Below are 19,632 nucleotides of genomic sequence, written 5' to 3'. Positions count from 1 at the left end.
CCAGCTGTGGAAAAGCTGTGGAAAAACTAACGCCAGCGGGTGGAGAGAACCACACCGAAGATGATGAAGACAAACCCGATCAGCAGATTCCAGTTCTGCAGATCGCCGATGAAGGGTGCGTTGGGCGCCACGTAATAGGTGGCGATCCACAGGATGCCGATGATCCATGACGCGACCATCGTCGGCGCCAGCCAGCGAGGGCTGACCTTCACCGTCTGGGACTTCTGCGGCGGGGTGTAAACCGCCTTCTTGCGAGCCTTGGACTTGGGCACTGGATAACTCCTGCTGAGGGCCTGGGCTTCCGGATCGTCCGCAGGCTCTTCGTTAAGGGTAGTCGTAGCGTGCCCCAGGATAGTCGCCACGCGCGGGACATGGCGATCCCAGGGATCACGATCGCGCACGCATACGCTGGCCGGGTGCGGGTCACGCTACGGACCGTGGGGGAGCTGAGCGTCACCGCGGGCCTGATCCTGACGCTGTTCTGCGCCTACCTGCTCTGGGGCACCGGCGCTTACACCGCGAGCCAGCAGCTGCTGCTCCAGCGTGAGCTGGCGGCGGGGCGGATCGAGAAGATCGAGCTGGGCGGGGCGCTGGCCATGCTGCGCATCCCGAGGCTGGGCCGCGGTTACGAGTACGCCGTGGTGGAGGGAGTGGACGCCGAGCATCTGAAGAAGGGGCCGGGCCACTACCCCGGCAGCGCCCTGCCCGGCAAGGTAGGAAATTTCGTGGTCTCGGGGCATCGGACCACGTATGCCGCGCCGTTCAACCGCATCGACGAGCTGGAGCGCGGCGACGAGATCATCGTCGAGGCCCGCGAGGCCCGCTACACCTACCGGGTGACCTCCCAGGACATCGTGGAGCCGGATGAGATCGAGGTGATCGCCCCCGTCCCCGGCAAGCCCGACATCCGGCCCATCCGTCCGTACATCACCCTGTCCACCTGCCATCCGGAGTATTCGGCCGCCCAGCGGCTCATCGTCCACGGCGTGCTCAAGCAGACCGAGCTCAGGAAGGAGTGACGTGTACGCCTGGCTGTGGCGCAAGCTCCCCGGTGACACCGGGACCAAGCTGCTGGGGGCGGTGGTGCTGGCCGCCGTCGCGGTGGCCATACTCTGGTATGTCGTGTTCCCCCTATGGGAGCCGGCTGTGACGCTCGACGAGGTGACCGTACGCAGATGAGCCGTGTGCTGGTGGTGGACAACCACGACAGCTTCGTCCACACCATCGTCCAATACCTTCGCATGCTGGGCGCCACGTGTGACGTGCGCCCCCGGGACGACGTGCGCGTGGCCGACGCCGAGGGCTTCGACGGCGTGCTCGTCAGCCCCGGCCCCGGCACGCCCGAGGCGGCCGGGGTGAGCATCCCCCTGGTCCACCACGCGCTGCGGCGAGCTCAGCCCCTGCTGGGCGTCTGCCTGGGCCACCAAGCCATCGCCTGCGCCTTCGGCGCCACGGTCGCCCGCGCCCCCGAGCTCGTGCACGGCGACACCAGCGCCATCTCCCACGACGGCAAGGGCGTCTTCGCCGCGCTGCCGTCGCCGGTGCGGATGACCCGCTACCACTCACTGGCCGTACGCCCGGAAACCGTGCCCGACGAGCTGGACGTGACCGCGCGCACCGACGACGGCGTCATCATGGGCCTGCGCCACCGCACCGCGCCGATCGAAGGCATCCAGTTCCACCCCGAATCCGTGCTGTCGGAGCACGGCCACCAACTCCTGGAGAACTGGCTGCACGCACTCCTGTGACGAACACCGGAGAACTGCACGCACTCCTGTAACGAACAACCGCCCCGAAACGACACAAAGACAAGCGTCCCCGCCGTTGCCCCCGAGCGGCGGGGGCGCTTCTCGCCGTCCGGCGCGGCCAGGCGTACAGAACGACCGGGCAGGCGTACAAAACCAGCACGCGGTACGGACTCAGCAGGCACACGCGAAGGCCGCCACCCCCGGTGGGGATGGCGGCCTTCACACGTCTGTCAGCCGTTGAGGCCGTTGTCGCTGAACGGATCGTCGTCGCCCGGTGGCTCCTCCTGGGTCGGGAAATCGTCCGTGGGCGGCTGGCCCGTGTCGTCGTTCGTCGGCTGGTCGTCGTCCGGGAAACCGTCCGGCGGCGGCTCGCTCGCGGTCGGTTCCGCCGGCCCCTCGGAGACCACGATCGTGACGGTCATCCGTGGTGAGAGCTTGGCGCCCTCGCCGGGGTTCTGCTGGATGACCGTGCCCTGGGCCTGCTGGTCGGGCTGCTTGCGCACCTGGACCTTGAAGCCCGCGCTCTCGAGCACCTTCTTGGCGTCCGCCTCGGTGAGGTTGAGCACGCTCGGCACCTCGGCCAGCTGCTTGGGGATGTAGAGGGTGACGGTGCCACCCTTCGCGATCGCGCTGCCGGCCTCCGGGTCGGTCTGGAAGACCTTGCCCTGCGCCCTGCTGGACGCCTTGGTCTTGACCGAGCCCTTCAGCCCCGCGTCCGTGAGGAGCTGGTTGGCCTCGTCGGTGGACAGGCCGATGAGCCCGTCAGGCACCTTGACCTTCTGCTGCCCCTTGGAGACGTAGACCTTGACGATGGAGCCCTTCTCCACCTCGACACCCGAGGCCGGGTCGGTCTTGATGACCGTGCCCTTGTCGCTGTCGCTGAACTCTTCGATCACCTCGGCCTTGAGCTCGAGAGCTTGCAGCTCCGTCTGGGCGTAGTCGAGCTGCTGCGTGGCCAGGTCGGGCACCTTGATCGCGGCGTCGGTCGACGCGCCGCCGCCACCGCCGCTGAGCACCACGTAACCCACGGTGATGAACGCGCCGATGATCAGCAGCGGGATGATGATCCAGGCCGCGGTCTTGACCGCGGTGTTGCCGCCGCCGCCGGCTCTGCGCCGCCCACCACGACCGCCACCGTCGTCGTACTCGTAGTCAGGCAGCGCGCCGGAGCGCTGAGTGGCCGGCCCGGCGGCGGACTGGGTCGCCGTCATCATCCGGGTGCCCTGGCCCTGGCCGTAGTTGCCGGACATCGTCATCGTCTGCGCGTCGACCGGCATGCCGGACATGGCCCGCTGAATGTCGGCCCGCATCTCGCCCGCGCTCTGGTAGCGGTGGGCGGGGTCCTTGGCCATGGCCTTGAGCACGATCGCGTCGGCCCACTGAGGGATCTCCGGGTCGATCTGCGACGGCGGGATCGGGTCCTCGCGGACGTGCTGGTAGGCGATCGCGACAGGGGAGTCGCCGGTGAACGGCGGCTGGCCGGTGAGCAGCTCGTAGAGCAGGCACCCGGTGGAGTAGATGTCGCTGCGGGCGTCGACCCGCTCGCCGCGCGCCTGCTCGGGCGAGAGGTACTGGGCGGTCCCTATCACCTGCGCGGTCTGCGTCATGGTCGCGGCCGAGTCGGCCATCGCGCGGGCGATGCCGAAGTCCATGACCTTGATCTCGCCGCCGGTCGTGATCATCACGTTGGCGGGTTTGATGTCGCGGTGCACGATGCCGCCGCGGTGGCTGTAGTCCAGCGCCCGCAGGATGCCGTCGACCAGCTCGACCGCGCGCTCCGGCAGCAGTCGCCGATCGGCGCGCAGCAGGTCGCGCAGCGTCCGGCCGTCGACGTACTCCATGACGATGTAGGGCACGGGGGTGCCCTCGCTGGCGTCCTCGCCGGTGTCGTAGACGGCGACCACGGCCGGATGGTTCAGCGAGGCCGCCGACTGCGCCTCCCGACGGAACCGGGCCTGGAAGGTGTGGTCCCTTGCCAGATCCGACCGGAGAGTCTTGATCGCGACTATTCGGTCCAGCCGGATGTCTCGGGCGCGATACACCTCGGCCATGCCGCCGCGCCCGACGACACCGTCGAGCTCGTAGCGACCTCCGAGTAGCCGAGGCTGAGTCATTTCCTGCACTGTCCCTTACCGTTCATCTTGTGGCCGGCCTGCTCGGGGGGCGGCCGCCGGTGTCCATCATCGACCCGTTGGCGCATCACGTCTCCTCCTTCGGCGGGTTTGTCTCACCCGGGTCCGGCGAGGCCGAAGGTGTCGCTGTCGGCGTCGTAGTCGGCGTTGGGGTCGGTGTGGGGGTAGGTGTACGGGTGGCGGTCGGGGTTGGCTTCGGCGTTGGCCGTCTCGTCGGAGTTGCCGACTTGGTAACCGTAGCCGACCGTGAGGGTACCGGCCTTGTCGACTTCACCGTAACAACTGGAGGGCGACGGGTCTGTGTCTTAGTACGGGATGGTTTGTGCTTGGGGCTCGCGACACCGCCCGCCGGCTCGGCGGGCTCCGCCGTGGGGGTGGGCACGGGCGCCGGCGCCACCTGCGGGGAGGAGAACGCGAAGGCGCCGAATCCGACCGCCGCCACGCATCCGGCGGTGGCGGCCAGCGCCAGGGTCCGCCCGACCCCGCGCCGCCGTCGCGGCCGGGGCGGGGGAGCGGACTCCTGAAGGACGGTCTCCGCCGCCGGCTCGCCGAAGTCGTCGGTGAGCCGCTCATCGTCCGGCTCCGCCGGGCGCACCTCGAACCCGGACGGATCGGTCAGCATGCTGAGCTCGGTGCCCACCGCACCGCCCACCAGCGACTCACGCAGCACGTACGCGCGGTCGGCGAGCTCCAGCGCGGAGCCGGGGCGCTGGGCGGGGTCCTTGGCCAGCAGCGCCATGACGAGCTGCCGCAGCGGGGCGGGCACGTCCACACCCAGCGGCGGCGGCTCCTCGTTGAGGTGCAGCAGGGCGATCGCCACCGCGCTCTCCGCCCGGAACGGAGTCCGCCCGGACAGGCATTCGTAGGCCACGACGCCCAGCGAGTAGAGGTCGGTGGCCGGTGTCAGCGGCAGGCCCTGAGCCTGCTCGGGACTGACGTACTGGGCGGTGCCGAGCACCGTGCCGGTCTGGGTGAGGGGCGCCGCCTCCAGCGCGCGGGCGATGCCGAAGTCGGTCACCTTGATGGCGCCCTCGGAGGTGACGAGCAGGTTGCCGGGCTTGATGTCGCGGTGGATGATGCCCGAGGCATGCGCGACGTGCAGCGCCTTGGCCGTCTGGTGCAGCACGTCCAGGGCCACCTCGGGGCCGAGGGAGCCGTTGCGCGTCAGGATGGCCGACAGCGGCTCGCCGTGCACCAGCTCCATCACCAGGTAGGCCAGGTCGCTGTGCTCGCCGTAGTCGAAGATCTGCGCGATGCCGGGGTCGGCCAGGCCGGCGGTGATCCGCGCCTCGTTGCGGAAGCGCTCGCGGAACCCGGGGTCGGCGTAGATGTGGCTGCGCAGCACCTTGACCGCCACTTCGCGGCCGAGCAGCTCGTCGCGGGCACGCCAGACCTCCCCCATGCCGCCTGTGGCTATGGGGGAGAGCAGTTGGTAGCGGTTACCGAGCCGCATGGTCCAGCACGTTACCGTCCATCACTGGTTCAGCACCGCCTCCATTACGACCTTTGCAATCGGCGCGGCCGTGCCGCCGCCCGTGGCCTCGGCGCCCACCTTCGCGGCGCCGGACTCCACGAGCACCGCCAGTGCGATCTTCGGATCGTTGGCGGGGGCGAAGGAGATGAACCAGGCGTGCGGCGGCTGACCGTCGGCGGTCTCCGCGGTGCCGGTCTTGCCAGCCACGTCGACGCCGGGAATCTGCGCCCGGTTCGCGGTGCCGTTGGCGACGACGCTGACCATCATGTCGCGCAGCTTGCCCGCGGTCTCCGAGCTGATCGCCTCGCTGAACTCCTCGGGATCGGCCTCGTCGAGCGCGTCGCCCTTGGCGTCGGTGATCTTGTTGACCAGGTAGGGCTTCATGACCGTGCCGTCGTTGGCGATGCCCGCGGCGATCATGGCCATCTGCAGCGGCGTCATCTGGACGCTGCGCTGGCCGATGGAGGCCTGGGCGACCGCGGCCTGGTCCTCTTTCTCGCCGAAGCTGCTCGTCGCCACCGACATCGGAACGGCCAGCGGCTGCCCCGCGCCGAACTTCGTCAGTTGCTCGTTCATCTTGTCGTAGCCGAGGTCCATGCCGATGCTGCCGAACGGCGTGTTACAGGACTTCTCCAGCGCGAAGACGAGCGTGACCTGCCCGGAGCCACAGGCCGCGCCGCCGTAGTTGGGCAGCCCCGCGGTGGTGTTGGGCAGCTGCAGCACCTGCGGCGCGTCGACCACGGTCTGGGCGTCCCGGCTGGAGTCGTCCTCCAGGAAGGCCGCGGCGGTCAGCACCTTGAAGGTCGAGCCGGGCGGGTAGGTGCGGTCGATGTTGCGGTTGAGCAGCGGCTGCGACTTCTGCTTGGCCAACTCGTCGTAGCGGCCGAACACCTGGCCCTTGTTGGTGCCCGACAGCTCGCCCGGGTCGTAGGTGGGCAGCGAGACCATCGCCAGGATCGCGCCGGACTTGGGGTCCATCGCCACCACGGCGCCGCGCTTGCCGCTCTGCTTGAGCGCGTCGTAGGCGGCCTTCTGCGCCTTGGGGTTGATCGTGAGGTCGACGTTGGCGCCCCGGGTCGGCTCACCGGTGAACAGGTCGATGCCGCGCTGCAGCAGCAGGTCAGGGCTGGAGCCGTCGAGCATCTTGTTCTGGCTGGCCTCGATGGCCGAGGCGCTCTCGGGGGAGAAGAAGCCGGTGAGGTGCGCGTACAGCTCGGCCTCGGGGTATTCCCTGAGGAACTTGAAGTCGCCCTTGGCCTCCTTGGACTGGGCGAGGATCACCTTGCCGCCGGCCGTGATGCGGCCGCGCTGGACCGCGTAGCGGTCGTAGTAGTTGCGGGTGTTGCGGGCGTCGTCGCGGTATTTCCCGGCGTTGATCGCCTGGAGGACGTTCACGTTGATCATCAGTAACGCGAACATGGCCAGGCAGGCCACGGCCGCACGCTTGATGGGCCCGTTCATCGCTGGAACACCTGCGTCATTCCTTCGTTCTGGATCGCCTGGGGCGGTGGCTTACGCGCCGCGTCTGACATGCGTACCAGCAGCGCGATAAGGATCCAGTTAGACAGCAACGCCGAGCCGCCCTGTGACATGAACGGAGTGACCAGACCGGTCAGCGGGATCAGGTTGGTCACGCCGCCGACGATGATGAACACCTGCCAGGCCAGCAGGAACGACAGCCCGCCGGCCAGCAGCTTGGAGAACGGGTCGCGGGCCGCGACCGAGGTGCGCAGGCCACGCTCGACCAGCAGGGCGTACATCATGAGCAGGGCCATCAGGCCCGTCAGCCCCAGCTCCTCGCCGGTGGCGGGGAAGATGAAGTCGGAGAAGGCCAGCGGGATGAGCTCGGGGTGGCCCTGGCCGAGCCCGGTGCCGAGGATGCCGCCCGACCCCATGGCGAACAGGCCCTGCATGAGCTGCGCGCTGCCGCCCACCGCGTCGAACAGCACGGGATCACCGGGGTTGAGATAGACGTTGAAGCGCTGCTGCACGTGGTTGAAGAGCATCCCGGCCATGATGGCGCCGCCGACGAAGAGCAGGATGCCGATGATCACCCAGGAGCTGCGCTGGGTGGCGATGTAGAGCATCGCGACGAACGTGCCGAACAGCAGCAGCGAGGAGCCCAGGTCCTTCTGCATCACCAGGACGCCCAGGCTGACACCCCAGGTGATGAGCACCGGGCCGAGGTCGCGGGCGCGCGGCAGGTCGATGAAGAGCAGTCTGCGGCCGGCCAGGGCCAGCACGTCCCGCTTGGCCACCAGGTAGCCGGCGAAGAAGACGACCAGCGCCAGCTTGGCGAACTCGGCGGGCTGGATCTGGCCGACGCCGGGAATGCCGACCCAGATGCGGGCGCCGTTGATCTCCTGGCCGAGGAAGGGGGTCAGCGGCGAGATCAGCAGGATCAGGCCCACCGCGCCGGCGGTGTAGGTCAGCCGCTGCAGCGCGCGGTGGTCACGCAGGAAGATCAGGGTGAGGCTGAACATCAGGATGCCGACGAACGTCCACATCAGCTGGGTGCTGGGTGAGGCGAGCTTGGCGGACGGCAGCGTCGAGGGCGACTCGGAGAGCCGGAAGATCATCACCAGGCCGAGCCCGTTGATGAGCGTCACCAGCGGCAGGATCAGCGGGTCCGCCCACGGGGCGAACCTGGCGAGCACCAGATAGGCCGCCAGCATCAGCGCGCCCAGGCCAAGGCCGTAGGTCAGCATGCCCGACGGGATCGCCCCGCCCATCGCCAGTCCCACGTTGGCGTAGGCGCCCATGACGATCGCGACGGCGAAGGCCAGCATGGCGAGTTGGGCCACGCGCCGCTTGGCGGGCATGGTCACGGAGGCTTCGGCCACTTCGCTCATTACTGGGGTTTCGTTTTCGTCGGGGTCGCGGATGGCGTCGAACTGGCGGCCGGGGCGGCCTTCTGCTCCGTCGTGTCCTTCGCGAAGCTCAGACCGTTGATCTTGGTGAGGCCCTCGGCCACGTTGGTGACCTCGATGCCGCCCTTGATCAGGGCCTGGTCGGGCGGCGAGAGCTCGGAGACGGACTTGCCGGTGCGCTCGACCACGGAGAAGAGCTGGAGGGGGCCCACCTCCTGCTGGATGCCCTGGAAGACGACCACCTCGTCGGCCGACGCGCCGACGAAGAACTGGTCCTGGGTCCACTGCCAGCCGAAATAGCCGCCGACGCCCGCGGCGACGACGGCCACGGACAGCACCGAGACCAGCACGGGCCAGACGCGCCGGCGCTTGCCCGCCCGCCGGGAGGTCCTGGCGGCCGGCTCGTCGAAGTCGTCCCCGCTGATCACCGGCTGCGGGGCGGTGGCCGAGTCGGCTCGCCCCGGAGCGGTCTCGTGGGGACCTGGCGGCAGCCGGGTCATGCCCGCCGCGCCGACCACGGCCGCCTCGGCGAGCGGCTGCTGGCCGTCACCGATCTCCAGCACGTCGGCGAGCACGCAGGTGATGTTGTCCGGCCCGCCCCCACGGTTCGCCAGGTCGATGAGCTGGCGGACGACCTCTTCCGGATCGTCGATGTTGGTGAGGGTGGCGTGCATCGTCTCCGCGCTCACCACACCCGACAGGCCGTCGGAGCAGAGCAGGTAGCGGTCGCCCACCTGTGCCTCGCGCAGCGTGAGGTCGGGATCGACCTCGCCGCTGCCGTCGAGCGCGCGCAGCAGGATCGAGCGCTGCGGATGCGTCGCGGCCTCTTCCGGGGTGATGCGCCCGTCGTCGACGAGCTGCTGCACCAGGGTGTGGTCGTGGGTGATCTGGTAGAGCTCGCCGCGTCTGAGCAGGTAGGCGCGCGAGTCGCCGACGTGCACGAGCGCGACCTGGGTGCCCTGCCAGAGCATCGCGGTGAGTGTGGTGCCCATGCCCTTGAGGCTGGGGTCCCGTCCGACCATCTCGTGCAGCTTGCGATTGGCGTCGCGTACGGCCGCTTCGATGGCGTTGAGCAGGTCACCGCCCTGCTGGGCCTCGTCGAGGGAGGCCATTGCGGCGATGGCGACGGAGCTCGCCACCTCGCCGTGAGCGTGCCCGCCCATACCGTCCGCGACGGCGAGCAGGCGGCCGCTAGCGTACGCCGAGTCCTCGTTTCCTTCGCGGAGGAGGCCGACGTCCGAGCGGGCGGCGTAGCGGAGTGCGATGGTCATTTGCGCAATTCAATGACTGTCTTGCCGACACGGACGGGAACGCCGAGCGGCACCGGGGTCGGACGGGTGACTTTCGAGCGCTCGAGATATGTGCCGTTGGTTGAACCGAGATCTTCCACGATCCACTGACCGTCCTGAGGGAAGAGCCGGGCATGCCGGCTGGATGCGTAGTCGTCGCTGACTACCAGCGTGGCGTCACTAGCCCGGCCAATGGTGATGGGCGTCTCCGTGAGGTTAATGGTGGTGCCTTGCAAGGGGCCACCTGTCACAACAAGCTGGCGTGGCTCGCCCTTCTTGCTCTTGGGCTTTGCCACGGCTTTGGCAGGCTTAACCCCCTTGCGTGGACCGGCGGGAGCCGTACGTGACCCGAACAAGTCAGTCCGGATCACGCCGACTGCGGCAATGACGAAAAACCACAGCACCGCCAGGAAGGCGAGCCGGATCAGCAGCAGCGTGAGCTCGGACATGGACCGTCTGTCTACCCCTAATCGCGCCGGAACACCAGAGTCGTGCGTCCGAGCGTCACTCGCGTGCCGTTCTGGAGCTCGATTCTGCGTACCGGCTGGCCATTGACGAACGTGCCGTTCGTCGATCCAAGATCGACGAGAGCGACCAGTTGACCCTCGACGCGTAGCTCCGCGTGATGACGCGAAACGCCGGGGTCGACGAGACGAAGATCACAGTCGGTGCCGCGTCCCAGCAAGGTCACCGGAGTGGTGAGCTCGTAGGAGCGGTCGCCCTGTGGGTCGTCCTGAGTGGAGACGAGCAGCCGGGGCCGCCCGCCGAAAGCGTTGGGCCTAGACGGTGGCAGATCGCTCGCCGGCTGGCGAATCTCGTCCTGCTCGACCGTCGCGCCACGGATGACGCCGGACCTGATGCGGAAGAGTCCCACAGCCAGGTCGGCGGCGGTCTCGAAACGGACCCGGACCGGTCCCACGAAGGAGTAGCCCTGTTCTTTGGCGTACTCCCTGGCGAGGTTGGCCAGCTCGTGGCTGATGTTGTCGGCGTAAACCTCAAGCCGCTCACTGTCGGTCGTGGACAGCTCGACCACGAAGTCGTTGGGCACGAGAGTGCGACCCTGGGCGACGATCGCCGCCCGCTCGTCCATCTCCCGTTGCACTGCGCTGGCGACCTCGACCGGTTGAAGGTCAGATTTGAACGCCCGCGCAAAGGCCCCCTCAACCAAGCCTTCGAGCCGTCGCTCGAAGCGCTGAAGGACTCCCACCGGGTACCTCCCTTCCTCCGTGCATATGATCGCGGCCCCCAGACGCTTGTGGCGCCCGGTCTCCGCTCGTCCCACGTCGCGGCGGTCCTGGCGCTCGTCGGCCCTCGCGCCCAGCTCCTCCGCTCCCGTGTCTTATGCGATCGTATCCGGGTTCAGTACTGGTGGCTGTTACGTGCTACTGTTTCTCAGCACCCACAAGGGCGAGTGGCGGAACGGCAGACGCGCACGGTTCAGGTCCGTGTGTCCGAAAGGACGTGAGGGTTCAAATCCCTCCTCGCCCACCTCGGATCTCCGATGAAATCGGTAGATCTACACTGACGAAAGACAGCCTCGGTTCGCAAGAGCCGGGGCTTCTTCTTTTTACCTGACCTCTCCGCGTGGCGTGGCCCCGGGGGCGAAAAGTACGCCCGGCCGGTTGCAACTCACTTTCGAGTTACTTTCGGCCGGGCGATGTGTTTTAGCCCACAGCGAACGTGGCGTCAGACGGTCGGCGCCGGGTGTCGAGCAACTGGCCGAGCAGATCCGTCAGGCTCACCATGCCGATGACCGTGCCGCCCGCCTCGGTGACCAGCGCCAGATGCGAGCGGGCCTCCTGCAGTGCCGTCACGGCCTCCGGGACCTGCGTGACGCAGGGCAGCCGGGGCACCGGGCGGGCCAGCTCGCCCGCCGTACGGTTGGGCTCCAGCAGGGCGTCACGGGCGTGCAGGACGCCCTCCACGGCGCCCTCGCCGCGCACCAGCAGCCTGAGGTGGCCGCTGGCCGCGGCCTCCTGCCGGATCCGGGCCGTGTCGGCGGACGACGGCACGGCCGTCACCTGGCCGATCGGGACCATCAGCCGCTCGATGCCCTCGGCCTCGAAGCGCAGCGCCCTGGTCAGCAGGTCGTGCTCCTCCCGGTCGAGCAGGCCCATCCGGCCGGACTCGCCCACCAGCATGGCGAGCTGGCGCGGCGTCCTGGTGGAGGCCAGCTCGTCGCGCTGCTGCACGCCGAACAGGCTCAGCATCGCGTTGGTGAGCCCGTTCAGCGAGGACAGCAGCGGGCGCATCACCCAGGTGAAGCCGCGGAAGGGCAGCGTCAGGATCAGGGCCGCCCGCTCCGGGTTGGTCAGCGCCCACGACTTGGGCGCCATCTCGCCCACGACCATGTGCAGGAACGTCACCAGCGCCAGCGAGATCGTCAGCGCGATCGGCAGCCGCAGCGACTCCGACACGCCCAGGGCGGCGAAGACCGGCTCCAGGTAGTGCTCGATCGCCGGCTCGGTGACCTGCCCGAGCCCCAGCGTGCAGAGCGTGATGCCGAGCTGGGCCCCCGCGAGCATCAGCGAGAGCTGGCGGCTGCCGCCCACGGCCGATCTGGCGGCGATTCTGATCAGGCGGTTGCCGCCCCCGGCCATCTCCTCCAGCCGGTGGCGCCTGGAGGACACGAAGGCGAACTCCGCGGCCACGAACAGCGCGTTGAAGGCCAGCAGGACGACACCGATCAGGATCATCGTCATCGCGCTGCCTCCACATGCCTGGTCGGCGCCAGCCGTACCCATTCGGGCACGCGGCGGTTGAGCGACATCACGGTCAGCTCCGCGAGGTGCTGGTCCTCGTCCTCGGTGAACGGGTCGTCCTCGGGGACGGTCTCGACCGTCACCGTGTCACCCGGCTCCGGCATCCGGCCCAGCTTGGCCAGGATCAGCCCGCCGAGGGTGTCGTAGTCGTCGCTCTCGGGCAGCGCCACGCCGGTGGCCCGCTCGACCTCGTCGAGCCGGAGCCGGCCGGGCACCTCCCAGGCGCCGTCCGGCTGCCGCACGGCGCCGACGGGGTCCGGGTCGTTCTCGTCGACGAGCTCGCCGACCAACTCCTCGGCCAGGTCCTCGACGGTGATCACACCGGCGAGGCCGCCGTACTCGTCGATGACGCAGACGATGTCGTCCTTGGCCACGCGCATCCTGTCGAGCACCACAGGCAGCGGCAGCGAGTCGGGCACCAGCAGCGGCGGCCGGGTGATGTCGGCGATCCTGCCCTCGTCCAGGCCGGAGGCGAGCAGCTCGCGCACGCCGGTCACGCCGACCACGTCACCGTCGCCGCCGAGCACCGGATAGCGGGAGTGACCGCACTGCCGCATCACCTCGACGAAGGCGGACAAAGGCTGAGAATCGCGGAGTGCGACCACTCGGGGGCGCGGTACCATGATCTCCTCAGCCGTGTGGTCGCCGAATTCCAGGGCGCGCTCCAGCAGTGCTGACAGCCGAGGGGGGAGTTCGCCCGCCTCGGTCGACTCTTCGATGATCCGGGAAAGCTCCTCGGGGGTGGCGCCGTGCTCCACCTCCTCGACCGGCTCGATCCCGATCTTCCGCAGCAGGCCGGTGGCCGCCGAGTCGAACAGCCGGATCACCGGGCCCACGACGGTCAGGTACGCCAGCGTCGAGCCCGCCAGAAACTTGGCCACGGGCTCCGGCCTGGCGATGCCGAGGTTCTTGGGGGCCAGCTCGCCCAGCACCATCTGCACGATGGTGGCCACGAGCACGCCGATGGCCACGGACAGCCCGGCGATCATGGCCTCGGACAGGCCGGCGTCCGTCAGCCAGGGACGGACGATCCCGGCGATGGCGGGCTCGGCCAGAAAGCCGACGAGCAGCGCCGTGACCGTGATGCCGAGCTGAGCGCCCGACAGCATGAAGGAGAGACGCGAGGTCACCCGCAGCGCCTTCTCGGCGGCGGCGTCACCGGCGGCGGCCTGCTCGCGCAGCACACCCCGGTCCGCGGCGACGAAGGCGAACTCCTGGGCGACGAAGTAGCCTGTCGCGGCGGTGAGCAGGAACAGGGCCAGCAGCCCCACATAGGCGCTCACCGAGGCGAGCTCTCAGGAAAACCCGTGCTCATGCACGGGCGACTATTCCATGAGTCCGGAGCGGACACGATCTTCCCTTCGGTAGAGGTCGTCGATAAACCTAACGATGCAGCTTGCTTCTCTGTTTCCGGGAGTGACTTAAGCCGCGTTCTGCGTACTTTTCCGTGGGAAAAGCTTGGCGAGAAGTCTGCACTGGCAGGGGGTTGGACGTAGCGTCTATGCCAAGCGAAGGGAAGTAGAAACCAAGTGTCTGAGGACGATCGGACGCGGGCCATGCGCTCGCCAGGCGACGGCAGGCCGCTGCCGCGCAGGAACGACGAGGAGCCCCGCTCGGCGGGCGCTCCGGCGCACGCGTTCCCGCAGCGGCCGGGCGCGCGCCCGACTTCGGGCGGCCCGCCGGTCGCCGATGACGCGACCGTCGTCAGCTCGCCGATGGCCGACCAGAGCCCCCAGGGCGGCGACCAGAAGCCCAAAGGCCGGGTGTACGGCAAGCAGCGGTCGGGCAGCAGCCCGGTCAGGCCGCTGCGCGGGGGCGCGGAGTCTCCCCCTTCGGGTCCGAAGCCACCACCTTCGGGGCCGAAGCCACCACGCAGGCGACCCCGCGCCCGGACCGTGCTCACGATCATCGCGGCGATCCTGGCGGTGCTGCTGGTGACGACCGTGGGCCTGTTCTTCTGGATCGACGGCAAGCTGGCCGGCATCGACAAGGTGCTCGACGACTACCCGGACCGCCCCGCCGACACCCCCGGCACCAACTGGCTGCTGGTCGGCTCCGACAGCCGCAAGGGCCTGTCCGCCGCCCAGCGCAGGAAGCTGGCCACGGGCCGCAGCGCGGGCCAGCGGACCGACTCGATGATGCTGCTGCACCTGCCGGACACCGGCGACCGGCCGACGCTGGTCAGCCTGCCCCGCGACTCGGCGGTCACCATCCCCGGCAAGGGCCGCAACAAGCTCAACGCCGCCTACGCGATCGGCGGGCCCCCGCTGCTGGTCCAGACCGTCGAGACGGTCACCGGCGTGCACATCGACAACTACATGGAGATCGGCTTCGCCGGCTTCGTGGACATCGTCGACGCGGTCGGCGGGGTCGAGATCGACGTGCGCGCCGCCGTGAACGACCCCAAGGCCGGCCTCAAGCTGAAGAAGGGCAAGCAGATCCTCACCGGCGGCCAGGCGCTCGGCTACGTCCGCACCCGCAAGGGCGGCGCGCTGCCCGACTTCGAGCGGACCAAGCGGCAGCGCCAGTTCCTCAGCGCGGTGGTGAAGAAGGCGGCCAGTCCGGGCGTCCTGATCAACCCCTTCACCTCGCTCCCGCTGGCCTCGGCCGCCACCGAGGCGGTCGCCGTCGACAACGGCACGGGCGTGTTCGACATGCTCTCGCTGGGCCTGGCCATGGGCGACAGCCCGGTGACCACGGTGGTGCCGTTCGGCGGCAGTGAGATCGCGGGCGGGGGCACGGCCGTCAAGTGGGACAGGACCAAGGCGCTGGCCCTGTTCAACGCGCTCAAGGAGGACAAGCCGGTGCCCAAGGACATCCTCGACGCCAGCTGACCCCGCCCGGCTCCGGTGCGGCGCGCACCGGAGCCGTCAGACGGTACGTCCGTTTCGTAGGCGATCGTCGCCTTCACTAACGTGCTGGCCATGACTGTCTCTGCGAAGTTGCACGCGATCGGCCGGCCGCTGGTGGAGGCCCAGCTCGCGCATCCCACGGTGGTGGGCATCGGGCGGGGTGATCTGGCCGAGCCGGTCTTCCGGTCGTGGCTGGAGCAGGACTACCTGTTCCTGCACGACTATGTACGGGTGTTCGCCCGGCTGGCCTGGCAGGCGCCGCCGGAACACCTGGGGGATCTGGTGGACCTGGCGCACGCCACGTTCCATGACGAGCTGGATCTGCACCGGTCGCTGTCGGCCGGGTTCGGGGCGGATCTCGATGGGGCGGTCAAGGGGCCCGCCTGTGCGGCGTACACGGCGTTCCTGTTGGAGTCGGCGGGTTCGTACGCGGACGGGCTCGCCGCGCTTTATCCGTGTATGTGGGGATATTCGACGTTGGGTCAGATATTGGCGGAAAATCCGCCGGTCGAGCCGCGGTACCGGGCCTGGGTGGACACCTACGCCGATCCCGGGTTCGCGGCGCTGGCCGCGCGGATCGGGCAGATGATCGACGAGGCCGATCCGGACCCCGCGCGGGCGGAGGCCCTCTTCGCCGAGGGGATGCGGCACGAGCTGGCCTTCTGGGAGGTGCCGTAGTCGTCCACAGGCTGTGGACAACCGATCAGTAGTCTGGTGGCATGCCGGAACTTCCCGAAGTGGAATCTCTCACCGGTTTCCTGCGCGAGCGGGCGGTGGGGCGCACGATCCTGGGCGTCGACGTGGTGGCCTTCCAGGCGCTCAAGACCTTCGATCCGCCGGTCACCGCCCTGGGCGGGCTGACGGTCACGGGCGTGTCGAGGCACGGCAAGTTCCTCGACCTGGACTGCGACGGACTGCACCTGATCTTTCACCTGGCCCGGGCGGGCTGGCTGCGCTGGCGCGAGGACCTGACGAACGCCAAGCCGGTACGGCCGGGCAAAGGCCCCCTGGCCGTACGGGTGCGCCTGGCGCCCGATGATGAGGGACTCGCGCCCGGCTTCGAGTTGACCGAGGCGGGGACGCAGAAACGCCTCGCCGTATATGTCACGAAAAATCCGGACGATGTGCCGGGTGTTGCCGCGCTCGGCCCCGATCCGCTCGACGACGCCTTCGACGTGGCCGCGCTCAAGCGCATCGTGGGCGGGAACCGTACCCAGATCAAGGGTTTGCTGCGCGACCAGAAGGTGATCGCCGGCATCGGCAACGCCTACTCCGACGAGGTGCTGCACGCGGCGAGGATGTCCCCGTTCAAGATCGCGGCGTCGCTGACCGACGACCAGATCGCCGACCTGCACGAGGCCATCATCACCACGCTGCGCGAGGCGGTGGAGCGGGCGCACGGCCTGGCGGCCAAGGACCTCAAGGCGGAGAAGAAGTCCGGCCTGCGGGTCCACAACCGGGCCGGGCAGCTCTGCGACGTGTGCGGTGACACGATCCGCGAGGTCTCCTTCGCCGACTCCTCGCTGCAGTACTGCCCCACCTGCCAGACGGGCGGCAAACCGCTGGCCGATCGCCGCCTGTCCAAGCTGCTGAAGTAGCGGCCTACACGCGGGCGGGCACCGGGGCCCGGGTCCGCCCGCGCAGGCCGGAGGCGACGATGACGGCCGCGAGCAGTGTGGCCGCCACCGGCACCGCCAGCCCCGCGCGCAGGGCGTCGATCCCGGTCGAGCCCGCGGCCAGCGCGGCCACGTTGACGGCGGTGACCGCCGACAGCCCGAGCGCGGCGCCGAACTGGAAGGACGTGTTGATCAGCCCGCCGGCCAGCCCTTGCTCGTGCTCGTCGATCCCCTCGGTCGCGACGATCGTCAGCGGGCCGTACACGAAGGCGAACATCAGCCCGATCAGCAGCATCGACGGCAGCATGGCCGCGTACGTCCAGTCCATCCCGACGCCCAGGAACAGGATGAAGGCCACCAGCCCGGACACCAGGCCGCCGAAGATCACCCGGGCGTTGCCGAAGCGGTTGACCAGCACGGGCGTGAGGGTGGGCGCGAGGACCACGTCGGCGGCGGCGGCGAGCAGCGCGAGGCCGGTCTGGATCGCCGACCAGCCGCGCAGTTCCTGCAGGTAGAGGGTGATCAGGAACTGGAAGCCGAAGAACGCGGCGGTGAGCAGGATCGCCGCCAGGTTCGCGCGCACCAGCGCCCCCGATCGGAACACGCCGAGGCGGATCAGCGGCTCGGCCGAGCGGCGCTCGATGGCCACGAACGCCGCCACCAGCGCCAGCCCGCCGGCGAACACGGCGGCGGTCCAGACCCAGCCCTCGGCCGGGTGCTCCAGCCGTACCACGCCATAGACCAGCAACATCATCGCGCCGGTGATGGTCGCCGCGCCCGGCAGATCGAATCGGCCGCCGGCGCGCGGCGGCACGGCGGGCTCCTTGATCAGCGGGATGGCGGTGAGCAGGATCGCCAGCGCCAGGATCACCGGCGCGAAGAACACCCACCGCCAGCCGAGTGCGGTCAGCAGGCCGCCGACCACCAGGCCGAGCGCGAAGCCCGCGGCGGCCGTCCCCGCGTAGATCAGCAGGGCCTTGTTGCGCAGTCTGCCCTCGGCGAACCCGGTGGTGATCAGCGAGAGCCCCGCGGGGGTCATGAATCCCGCGGCCACCCCGGTGACGAACCTGGCGACCAGCAGCACCCACCCCTCGTTCGCGAAGCCGCCCAGCCCGGAGAAGATCAGGAACACGGTCAGCCAGAGCAGGAACATCCTGCGCCTGCCCAGCAGATCGGCCGCCCGGCCGCCGAGGAGCATGAATCCGCCGTAGCCCAGCACGTAGGCGCTGACCACGCCGCTCAGCATCGTGGTCGACAGCCCGAGGTCGGCGCGGATGGCGGGCAGCGCGACGTTCAGCATGGCGACGTCGATGCCCTCAAGAAAGATCGCCCCGCACAGCACCATCAGCACGCCCAGCGGGCGGCCTCTGAGTCGTTCCTCAGCAATCATGGTGGAATCCCCCGGTTACGTTGGCGCACATCAGTTACCTCTTGTAACCGTCCACATCATGCGGCAGCATGGACAGGCATGGAAGACGGCACTTCAAAGTCACTCGGTTACTTCGACGGCACCGTCCCCGACGACGACTACGACATCCGCCAGTGGGACGTCAGGGAGGGCTGCGAGGTCCGGCAGATCCTCGACCGCGTCGCGGACAAGTGGTCGCTGCTCGTCATCGCCCTGCTCGACTGCCAGAGTTTGCGCTTCACCCAGCTGCGCCGCGAGATCGACGGCGTCAGCCAGCGGATGCTCAGCGTCACGCTGCGCCAGCTCGAACGTGACGGCCTGGTCGACCGTACCGTCCACCCCGTGGTGCCACCGCGCGTCGACTACGCGCTCACCCCGCTCGGCCGCACGCTGCACGAGACGATCAAGTCGCTGGTGACTTGGACCGAGCAGCACCAGCAGGAGATCGCCGAAGCGCGTGCGGCGTACGATGCGCGACGCGAGATGATGGAGACATGACGGTTCCCGAAGTCAAGGTCCGAGACGTCCCCGCCGACGCCTACCTGCTGGACGTCCGTGAGCAGGACGAATGGGTGGCGGGCCACGCGCCCGAGGCGGTGCACATTCCCATGACGCAGATCCAGTCCCGCGTGGACGAGGTCCCCAGTGAGCGGACCGTCCACATCATCTGCCGGTCGGGCGGCCGCTCGCTGCAGGTGGCGGCCTGGCTCAACCAGCTCGGCCGCGATGCCATCAACGTCGACGGCGGCATGCGGTCCTGGGAGCACGAGAAGCGGCCGATGGTGAGCGAGACGGGGCAGCAGCCCTTCGTCGCCTGAACGAACCCGTCAAGTTTGCGCTGTCATCGGCCGGTACTGCGTTGAGACGCAGGTCAAGGGCCACCCGCACGGTTGCGGATGACCCTTCGGTTACTTGTACGGCTCATCAAGTCCTGGTACGCCGACCATCAGAAAGCCTGAGCGTCAGCGGCTCAGTTGTACTGGTTGTCTCGGGTCTTGCTGATCTTGGTAGTCCGCTCGCCTGGTCGGATGTAGACGGACACCTCCACCCAGACCATCGCTATGGGCTTGGTGCTGCGGCGGGTGATGTTTCCGAAGTTGGTGCCGTCGTCGCCGCAGCCGTTGGTGTCCGACTTCCAGGCGCCGTACCCGTTGGTTCCGTCGGTGTGTCTCCACCAAGCCCGGGCTCGCACCGGGAGGTTGTCGCCGGGACAGAGGTCGCGCACCGTGAAGTTCCGAAACACGACCTTCCTACGGTTGACGAAGTCGACGGTCGCCCGGACGGACCCGCCACCGTATCTCGCGGTGTCTATGCGGGCGGAGGACACTCCGTCTCTCGCCTGTGCCGGGCTTGCCACCAGCAGCCCGCTCAATACTGCGATTCCCAGCGCGGCGCCCAGAATGCGTGTCTTCAACAGTCCTCCAGCAAGAGATGTGCGACGAGGCTTCGCCCTGCTCGAAATCCCTGCTGACACGAGCGAT

20 protein-coding genes and 1 tRNA gene are annotated in these 19,632 nt (G+C 68.9%); 9 read left to right on the top strand and 12 right to left on the bottom strand.

All coding sequences use genetic code 11. From position 1 onward, the window contains the following. Positions 1 to 26: 26 nt before the first annotated feature. Positions 27 to 272: a cell division protein CrgA gene (locus IEY87_RS05740; RefSeq protein ID WP_189137443.1), complete on the bottom strand. Its 246-nt coding sequence runs from the start codon at positions 270 to 272 to the stop codon at positions 27 to 29. A gap of 144 nt (positions 273 to 416) precedes the next feature. Here IEY87_RS05740 and IEY87_RS05735 point away from each other — a divergent pair, with 144 nt between their 5' ends. From IEY87_RS05735 to IEY87_RS05725, 3 genes are read left to right on the top strand one after another with little or no spacing between them, the layout of a single operon-like run. Further along, on the top strand, positions 417 to 1,019 hold the full coding sequence (locus IEY87_RS05735) for a class E sortase (protein ID WP_225277156.1): 603 nt from the start codon (positions 417 to 419) through the stop codon (positions 1,017 to 1,019). 1 nt (position 1,020) lies between these two features. Then, positions 1,021 to 1,179 (top strand): hypothetical protein, encoded by a 159-nt coding sequence (locus IEY87_RS05730; RefSeq protein WP_189137441.1) that lies wholly within the window; start codon positions 1,021 to 1,023, stop codon positions 1,177 to 1,179. After that, positions 1,176 to 1,748 carry an anthranilate synthase component II gene (locus tag IEY87_RS05725; protein WP_189137440.1) on the top strand — a complete coding sequence of 191 codons (573 nt, stop codon included), beginning with the start codon at positions 1,176 to 1,178 and terminating at the stop codon, positions 1,746 to 1,748. Before IEY87_RS05730 ends, IEY87_RS05725 begins: the two co-directional genes overlap by 4 nt. 230 nt (positions 1,749 to 1,978) lie before the next feature. Here IEY87_RS05725 and pknB read toward each other — a convergent pair whose 3' ends face one another. From pknB to IEY87_RS05690, 7 genes are all read right to left on the bottom strand, one after another. After that, positions 1,979 to 3,862 (bottom strand): Stk1 family PASTA domain-containing Ser/Thr kinase, encoded by a 1,884-nt coding sequence (gene pknB / locus IEY87_RS05720; protein ID WP_189137439.1) that lies wholly within the window; start codon positions 3,860 to 3,862, stop codon positions 1,979 to 1,981. 85 nt (positions 3,863 to 3,947) lie between these two features. Then, positions 3,948 to 5,333: a serine/threonine-protein kinase gene (locus IEY87_RS05715; protein WP_189137438.1), complete on the bottom strand. Its 1,386-nt coding sequence runs from the start codon at positions 5,331 to 5,333 to the stop codon at positions 3,948 to 3,950. A gap of 21 nt (positions 5,334 to 5,354) precedes the next feature. Continuing rightward, entirely contained in the window at positions 5,355 to 6,815 is a 1,461-nt protein-coding gene (locus IEY87_RS05710) for a peptidoglycan D,D-transpeptidase FtsI family protein (protein ID WP_189137437.1), read from the bottom strand. Continuing rightward, complete coding sequence (locus tag IEY87_RS05705) at positions 6,812 to 8,206, bottom strand: FtsW/RodA/SpoVE family cell cycle protein (RefSeq protein ID WP_225277157.1); 1,395 nt, start codon at positions 8,204 to 8,206, stop codon at positions 6,812 to 6,814. Before IEY87_RS05705 ends, IEY87_RS05710 begins: the two co-directional genes overlap by 4 nt. After that, positions 8,206 to 9,495 carry a Stp1/IreP family PP2C-type Ser/Thr phosphatase gene (locus tag IEY87_RS05700; RefSeq protein ID WP_189137436.1) on the bottom strand — a complete coding sequence of 430 codons (1,290 nt, stop codon included), beginning with the start codon at positions 9,493 to 9,495 and terminating at the stop codon, positions 8,206 to 8,208. Before IEY87_RS05700 ends, IEY87_RS05705 begins: the two co-directional genes overlap by 1 nt. After that, entirely contained in the window at positions 9,492 to 9,962 is a 471-nt protein-coding gene (locus IEY87_RS05695) for an FHA domain-containing protein FhaB/FipA (RefSeq protein WP_189137435.1), read from the bottom strand. The genes IEY87_RS05700 and IEY87_RS05695 overlap by 4 nt, the downstream gene beginning before the upstream one ends. A gap of 17 nt (positions 9,963 to 9,979) precedes the next feature. Next, positions 9,980 to 10,720, bottom strand: coding sequence for an FHA domain-containing protein (locus IEY87_RS05690; RefSeq protein WP_189137434.1), 741 nt, complete (start codon positions 10,718 to 10,720; stop codon positions 9,980 to 9,982). Between the two features lie 198 nt (positions 10,721 to 10,918). On the opposite strand from IEY87_RS05690, the gene IEY87_RS05685 reads away from it, so the two are divergent. Further along, a tRNA-Leu gene (locus IEY87_RS05685) sits at positions 10,919 to 11,001 on the top strand. Positions 11,002 to 11,177: 176 nt separating this feature from the next. Here the strand turns inward: IEY87_RS05685 and IEY87_RS05680 are convergent. Beyond that, positions 11,178 to 12,215 carry a hemolysin family protein gene (locus IEY87_RS05680; RefSeq protein ID WP_189137433.1) on the bottom strand — a complete coding sequence of 346 codons (1,038 nt, stop codon included), beginning with the start codon at positions 12,213 to 12,215 and terminating at the stop codon, positions 11,178 to 11,180. Further along, positions 12,212 to 13,558 (bottom strand): hemolysin family protein, encoded by a 1,347-nt coding sequence (locus IEY87_RS05675; protein ID WP_189137432.1) that lies wholly within the window; start codon positions 13,556 to 13,558, stop codon positions 12,212 to 12,214. Before IEY87_RS05675 ends, IEY87_RS05680 begins: the two co-directional genes overlap by 4 nt. Before the next feature lie 246 nt (positions 13,559 to 13,804). Here IEY87_RS05675 and IEY87_RS05670 point away from each other — a divergent pair, with 246 nt between their 5' ends. The 3 genes from IEY87_RS05670 (at position 13,805) to IEY87_RS05660 (ending at position 16,725) form a co-directional block, all read left to right on the top strand. Next, positions 13,805 to 15,109, top strand: a complete 1,305-nt coding sequence (locus IEY87_RS05670; protein WP_225277158.1) for an LCP family protein — start codon at positions 13,805 to 13,807, stop codon at positions 15,107 to 15,109. 90 nt (positions 15,110 to 15,199) lie between these two features. Further along, positions 15,200 to 15,805, top strand: coding sequence for a TenA family protein (locus IEY87_RS05665; protein ID WP_189137431.1), 606 nt, complete (start codon positions 15,200 to 15,202; stop codon positions 15,803 to 15,805). Positions 15,806 to 15,846: 41 nt separating this feature from the next. Continuing rightward, positions 15,847 to 16,725, top strand: a complete 879-nt coding sequence (locus IEY87_RS05660) for an Fpg/Nei family DNA glycosylase (protein WP_189137430.1) — start codon at positions 15,847 to 15,849, stop codon at positions 16,723 to 16,725. Positions 16,726 to 16,729: 4 nt separating this feature from the next. Here IEY87_RS05660 and IEY87_RS05655 read toward each other — a convergent pair whose 3' ends face one another. Beyond that, positions 16,730 to 18,133, bottom strand: coding sequence for an MFS transporter (locus tag IEY87_RS05655; protein ID WP_189137429.1), 1,404 nt, complete (start codon positions 18,131 to 18,133; stop codon positions 16,730 to 16,732). A gap of 78 nt (positions 18,134 to 18,211) precedes the next feature. Between IEY87_RS05655 and IEY87_RS05650 the strand changes: the two genes are divergently transcribed. Further along, positions 18,212 to 18,649 carry a winged helix-turn-helix transcriptional regulator gene (locus IEY87_RS05650; protein WP_189137428.1) on the top strand — a complete coding sequence of 146 codons (438 nt, stop codon included), beginning with the start codon at positions 18,212 to 18,214 and terminating at the stop codon, positions 18,647 to 18,649. Further along, on the top strand, positions 18,646 to 18,969 hold the full coding sequence (locus tag IEY87_RS05645; protein ID WP_189137427.1) for a rhodanese-like domain-containing protein: 324 nt from the start codon (positions 18,646 to 18,648) through the stop codon (positions 18,967 to 18,969). The genes IEY87_RS05650 and IEY87_RS05645 overlap by 4 nt, the downstream gene beginning before the upstream one ends. 152 nt (positions 18,970 to 19,121) lie before the next feature. Here the strand turns inward: IEY87_RS05645 and IEY87_RS05640 are convergent, their stop codons facing one another. Continuing rightward, positions 19,122 to 19,565: a hypothetical protein gene (locus tag IEY87_RS05640; protein WP_189137426.1), complete on the bottom strand. Its 444-nt coding sequence runs from the start codon at positions 19,563 to 19,565 to the stop codon at positions 19,122 to 19,124. Between the last annotated feature and the right edge of the window lie 67 nt (positions 19,566 to 19,632).

This window comes from Nonomuraea glycinis (genome assembly GCF_014646515.1).
Classification (GTDB): Bacteria; Actinomycetota; Actinomycetes; order Streptosporangiales; family Streptosporangiaceae; genus Nonomuraea; species Nonomuraea glycinis.
The sequence above is the reverse complement of the archived record's forward strand: the minus strand, read 5'-3'. Positions and strand labels throughout refer to the sequence as shown.

Excerpts from the sequence above, each read along its gene's own strand:
- IEY87_RS05725 (WP_189137440.1), top strand. The coding sequence starts at position 1,176 with ATGAGCCGTGTGCTGGTGGTGGACAACCACGACAGCTTCGTCCACACC.
- pknB (WP_189137439.1), bottom strand. The coding sequence starts at position 3,862 with ATGACTCAGCCTCGGCTACTCGGAGGTCGCTACGAGCTCGACGGTGTC.
- IEY87_RS05715 (WP_189137438.1), bottom strand. The coding sequence starts at position 5,333 with ATGCGGCTCGGTAACCGCTACCAACTGCTCTCCCCCATAGCCACAGGC.
- IEY87_RS05710 (WP_189137437.1), bottom strand. The coding sequence starts at position 6,815 with ATGAACGGGCCCATCAAGCGTGCGGCCGTGGCCTGCCTGGCCATGTTC.
- IEY87_RS05705 (WP_225277157.1), bottom strand. The coding sequence starts at position 8,206 with ATGAGCGAAGTGGCCGAAGCCTCCGTGACCATGCCCGCCAAGCGGCGC.
- IEY87_RS05700 (WP_189137436.1), bottom strand. The coding sequence starts at position 9,495 with ATGACCATCGCACTCCGCTACGCCGCCCGCTCGGACGTCGGCCTCCTC.
- IEY87_RS05695 (WP_189137435.1), bottom strand. The coding sequence starts at position 9,962 with ATGTCCGAGCTCACGCTGCTGCTGATCCGGCTCGCCTTCCTGGCGGTG.
- IEY87_RS05680 (WP_189137433.1), bottom strand. The coding sequence starts at position 12,215 with ATGACGATGATCCTGATCGGTGTCGTCCTGCTGGCCTTCAACGCGCTG.
- IEY87_RS05665 (WP_189137431.1), top strand. The coding sequence starts at position 15,200 with ATGACTGTCTCTGCGAAGTTGCACGCGATCGGCCGGCCGCTGGTGGAG.
- IEY87_RS05660 (WP_189137430.1), top strand. The coding sequence starts at position 15,847 with ATGCCGGAACTTCCCGAAGTGGAATCTCTCACCGGTTTCCTGCGCGAG.
- IEY87_RS05655 (WP_189137429.1), bottom strand. The coding sequence starts at position 18,133 with ATGATTGCTGAGGAACGACTCAGAGGCCGCCCGCTGGGCGTGCTGATG.
- IEY87_RS05650 (WP_189137428.1), top strand. The coding sequence starts at position 18,212 with ATGGAAGACGGCACTTCAAAGTCACTCGGTTACTTCGACGGCACCGTC.
- IEY87_RS05645 (WP_189137427.1), top strand. The coding sequence starts at position 18,646 with ATGACGGTTCCCGAAGTCAAGGTCCGAGACGTCCCCGCCGACGCCTAC.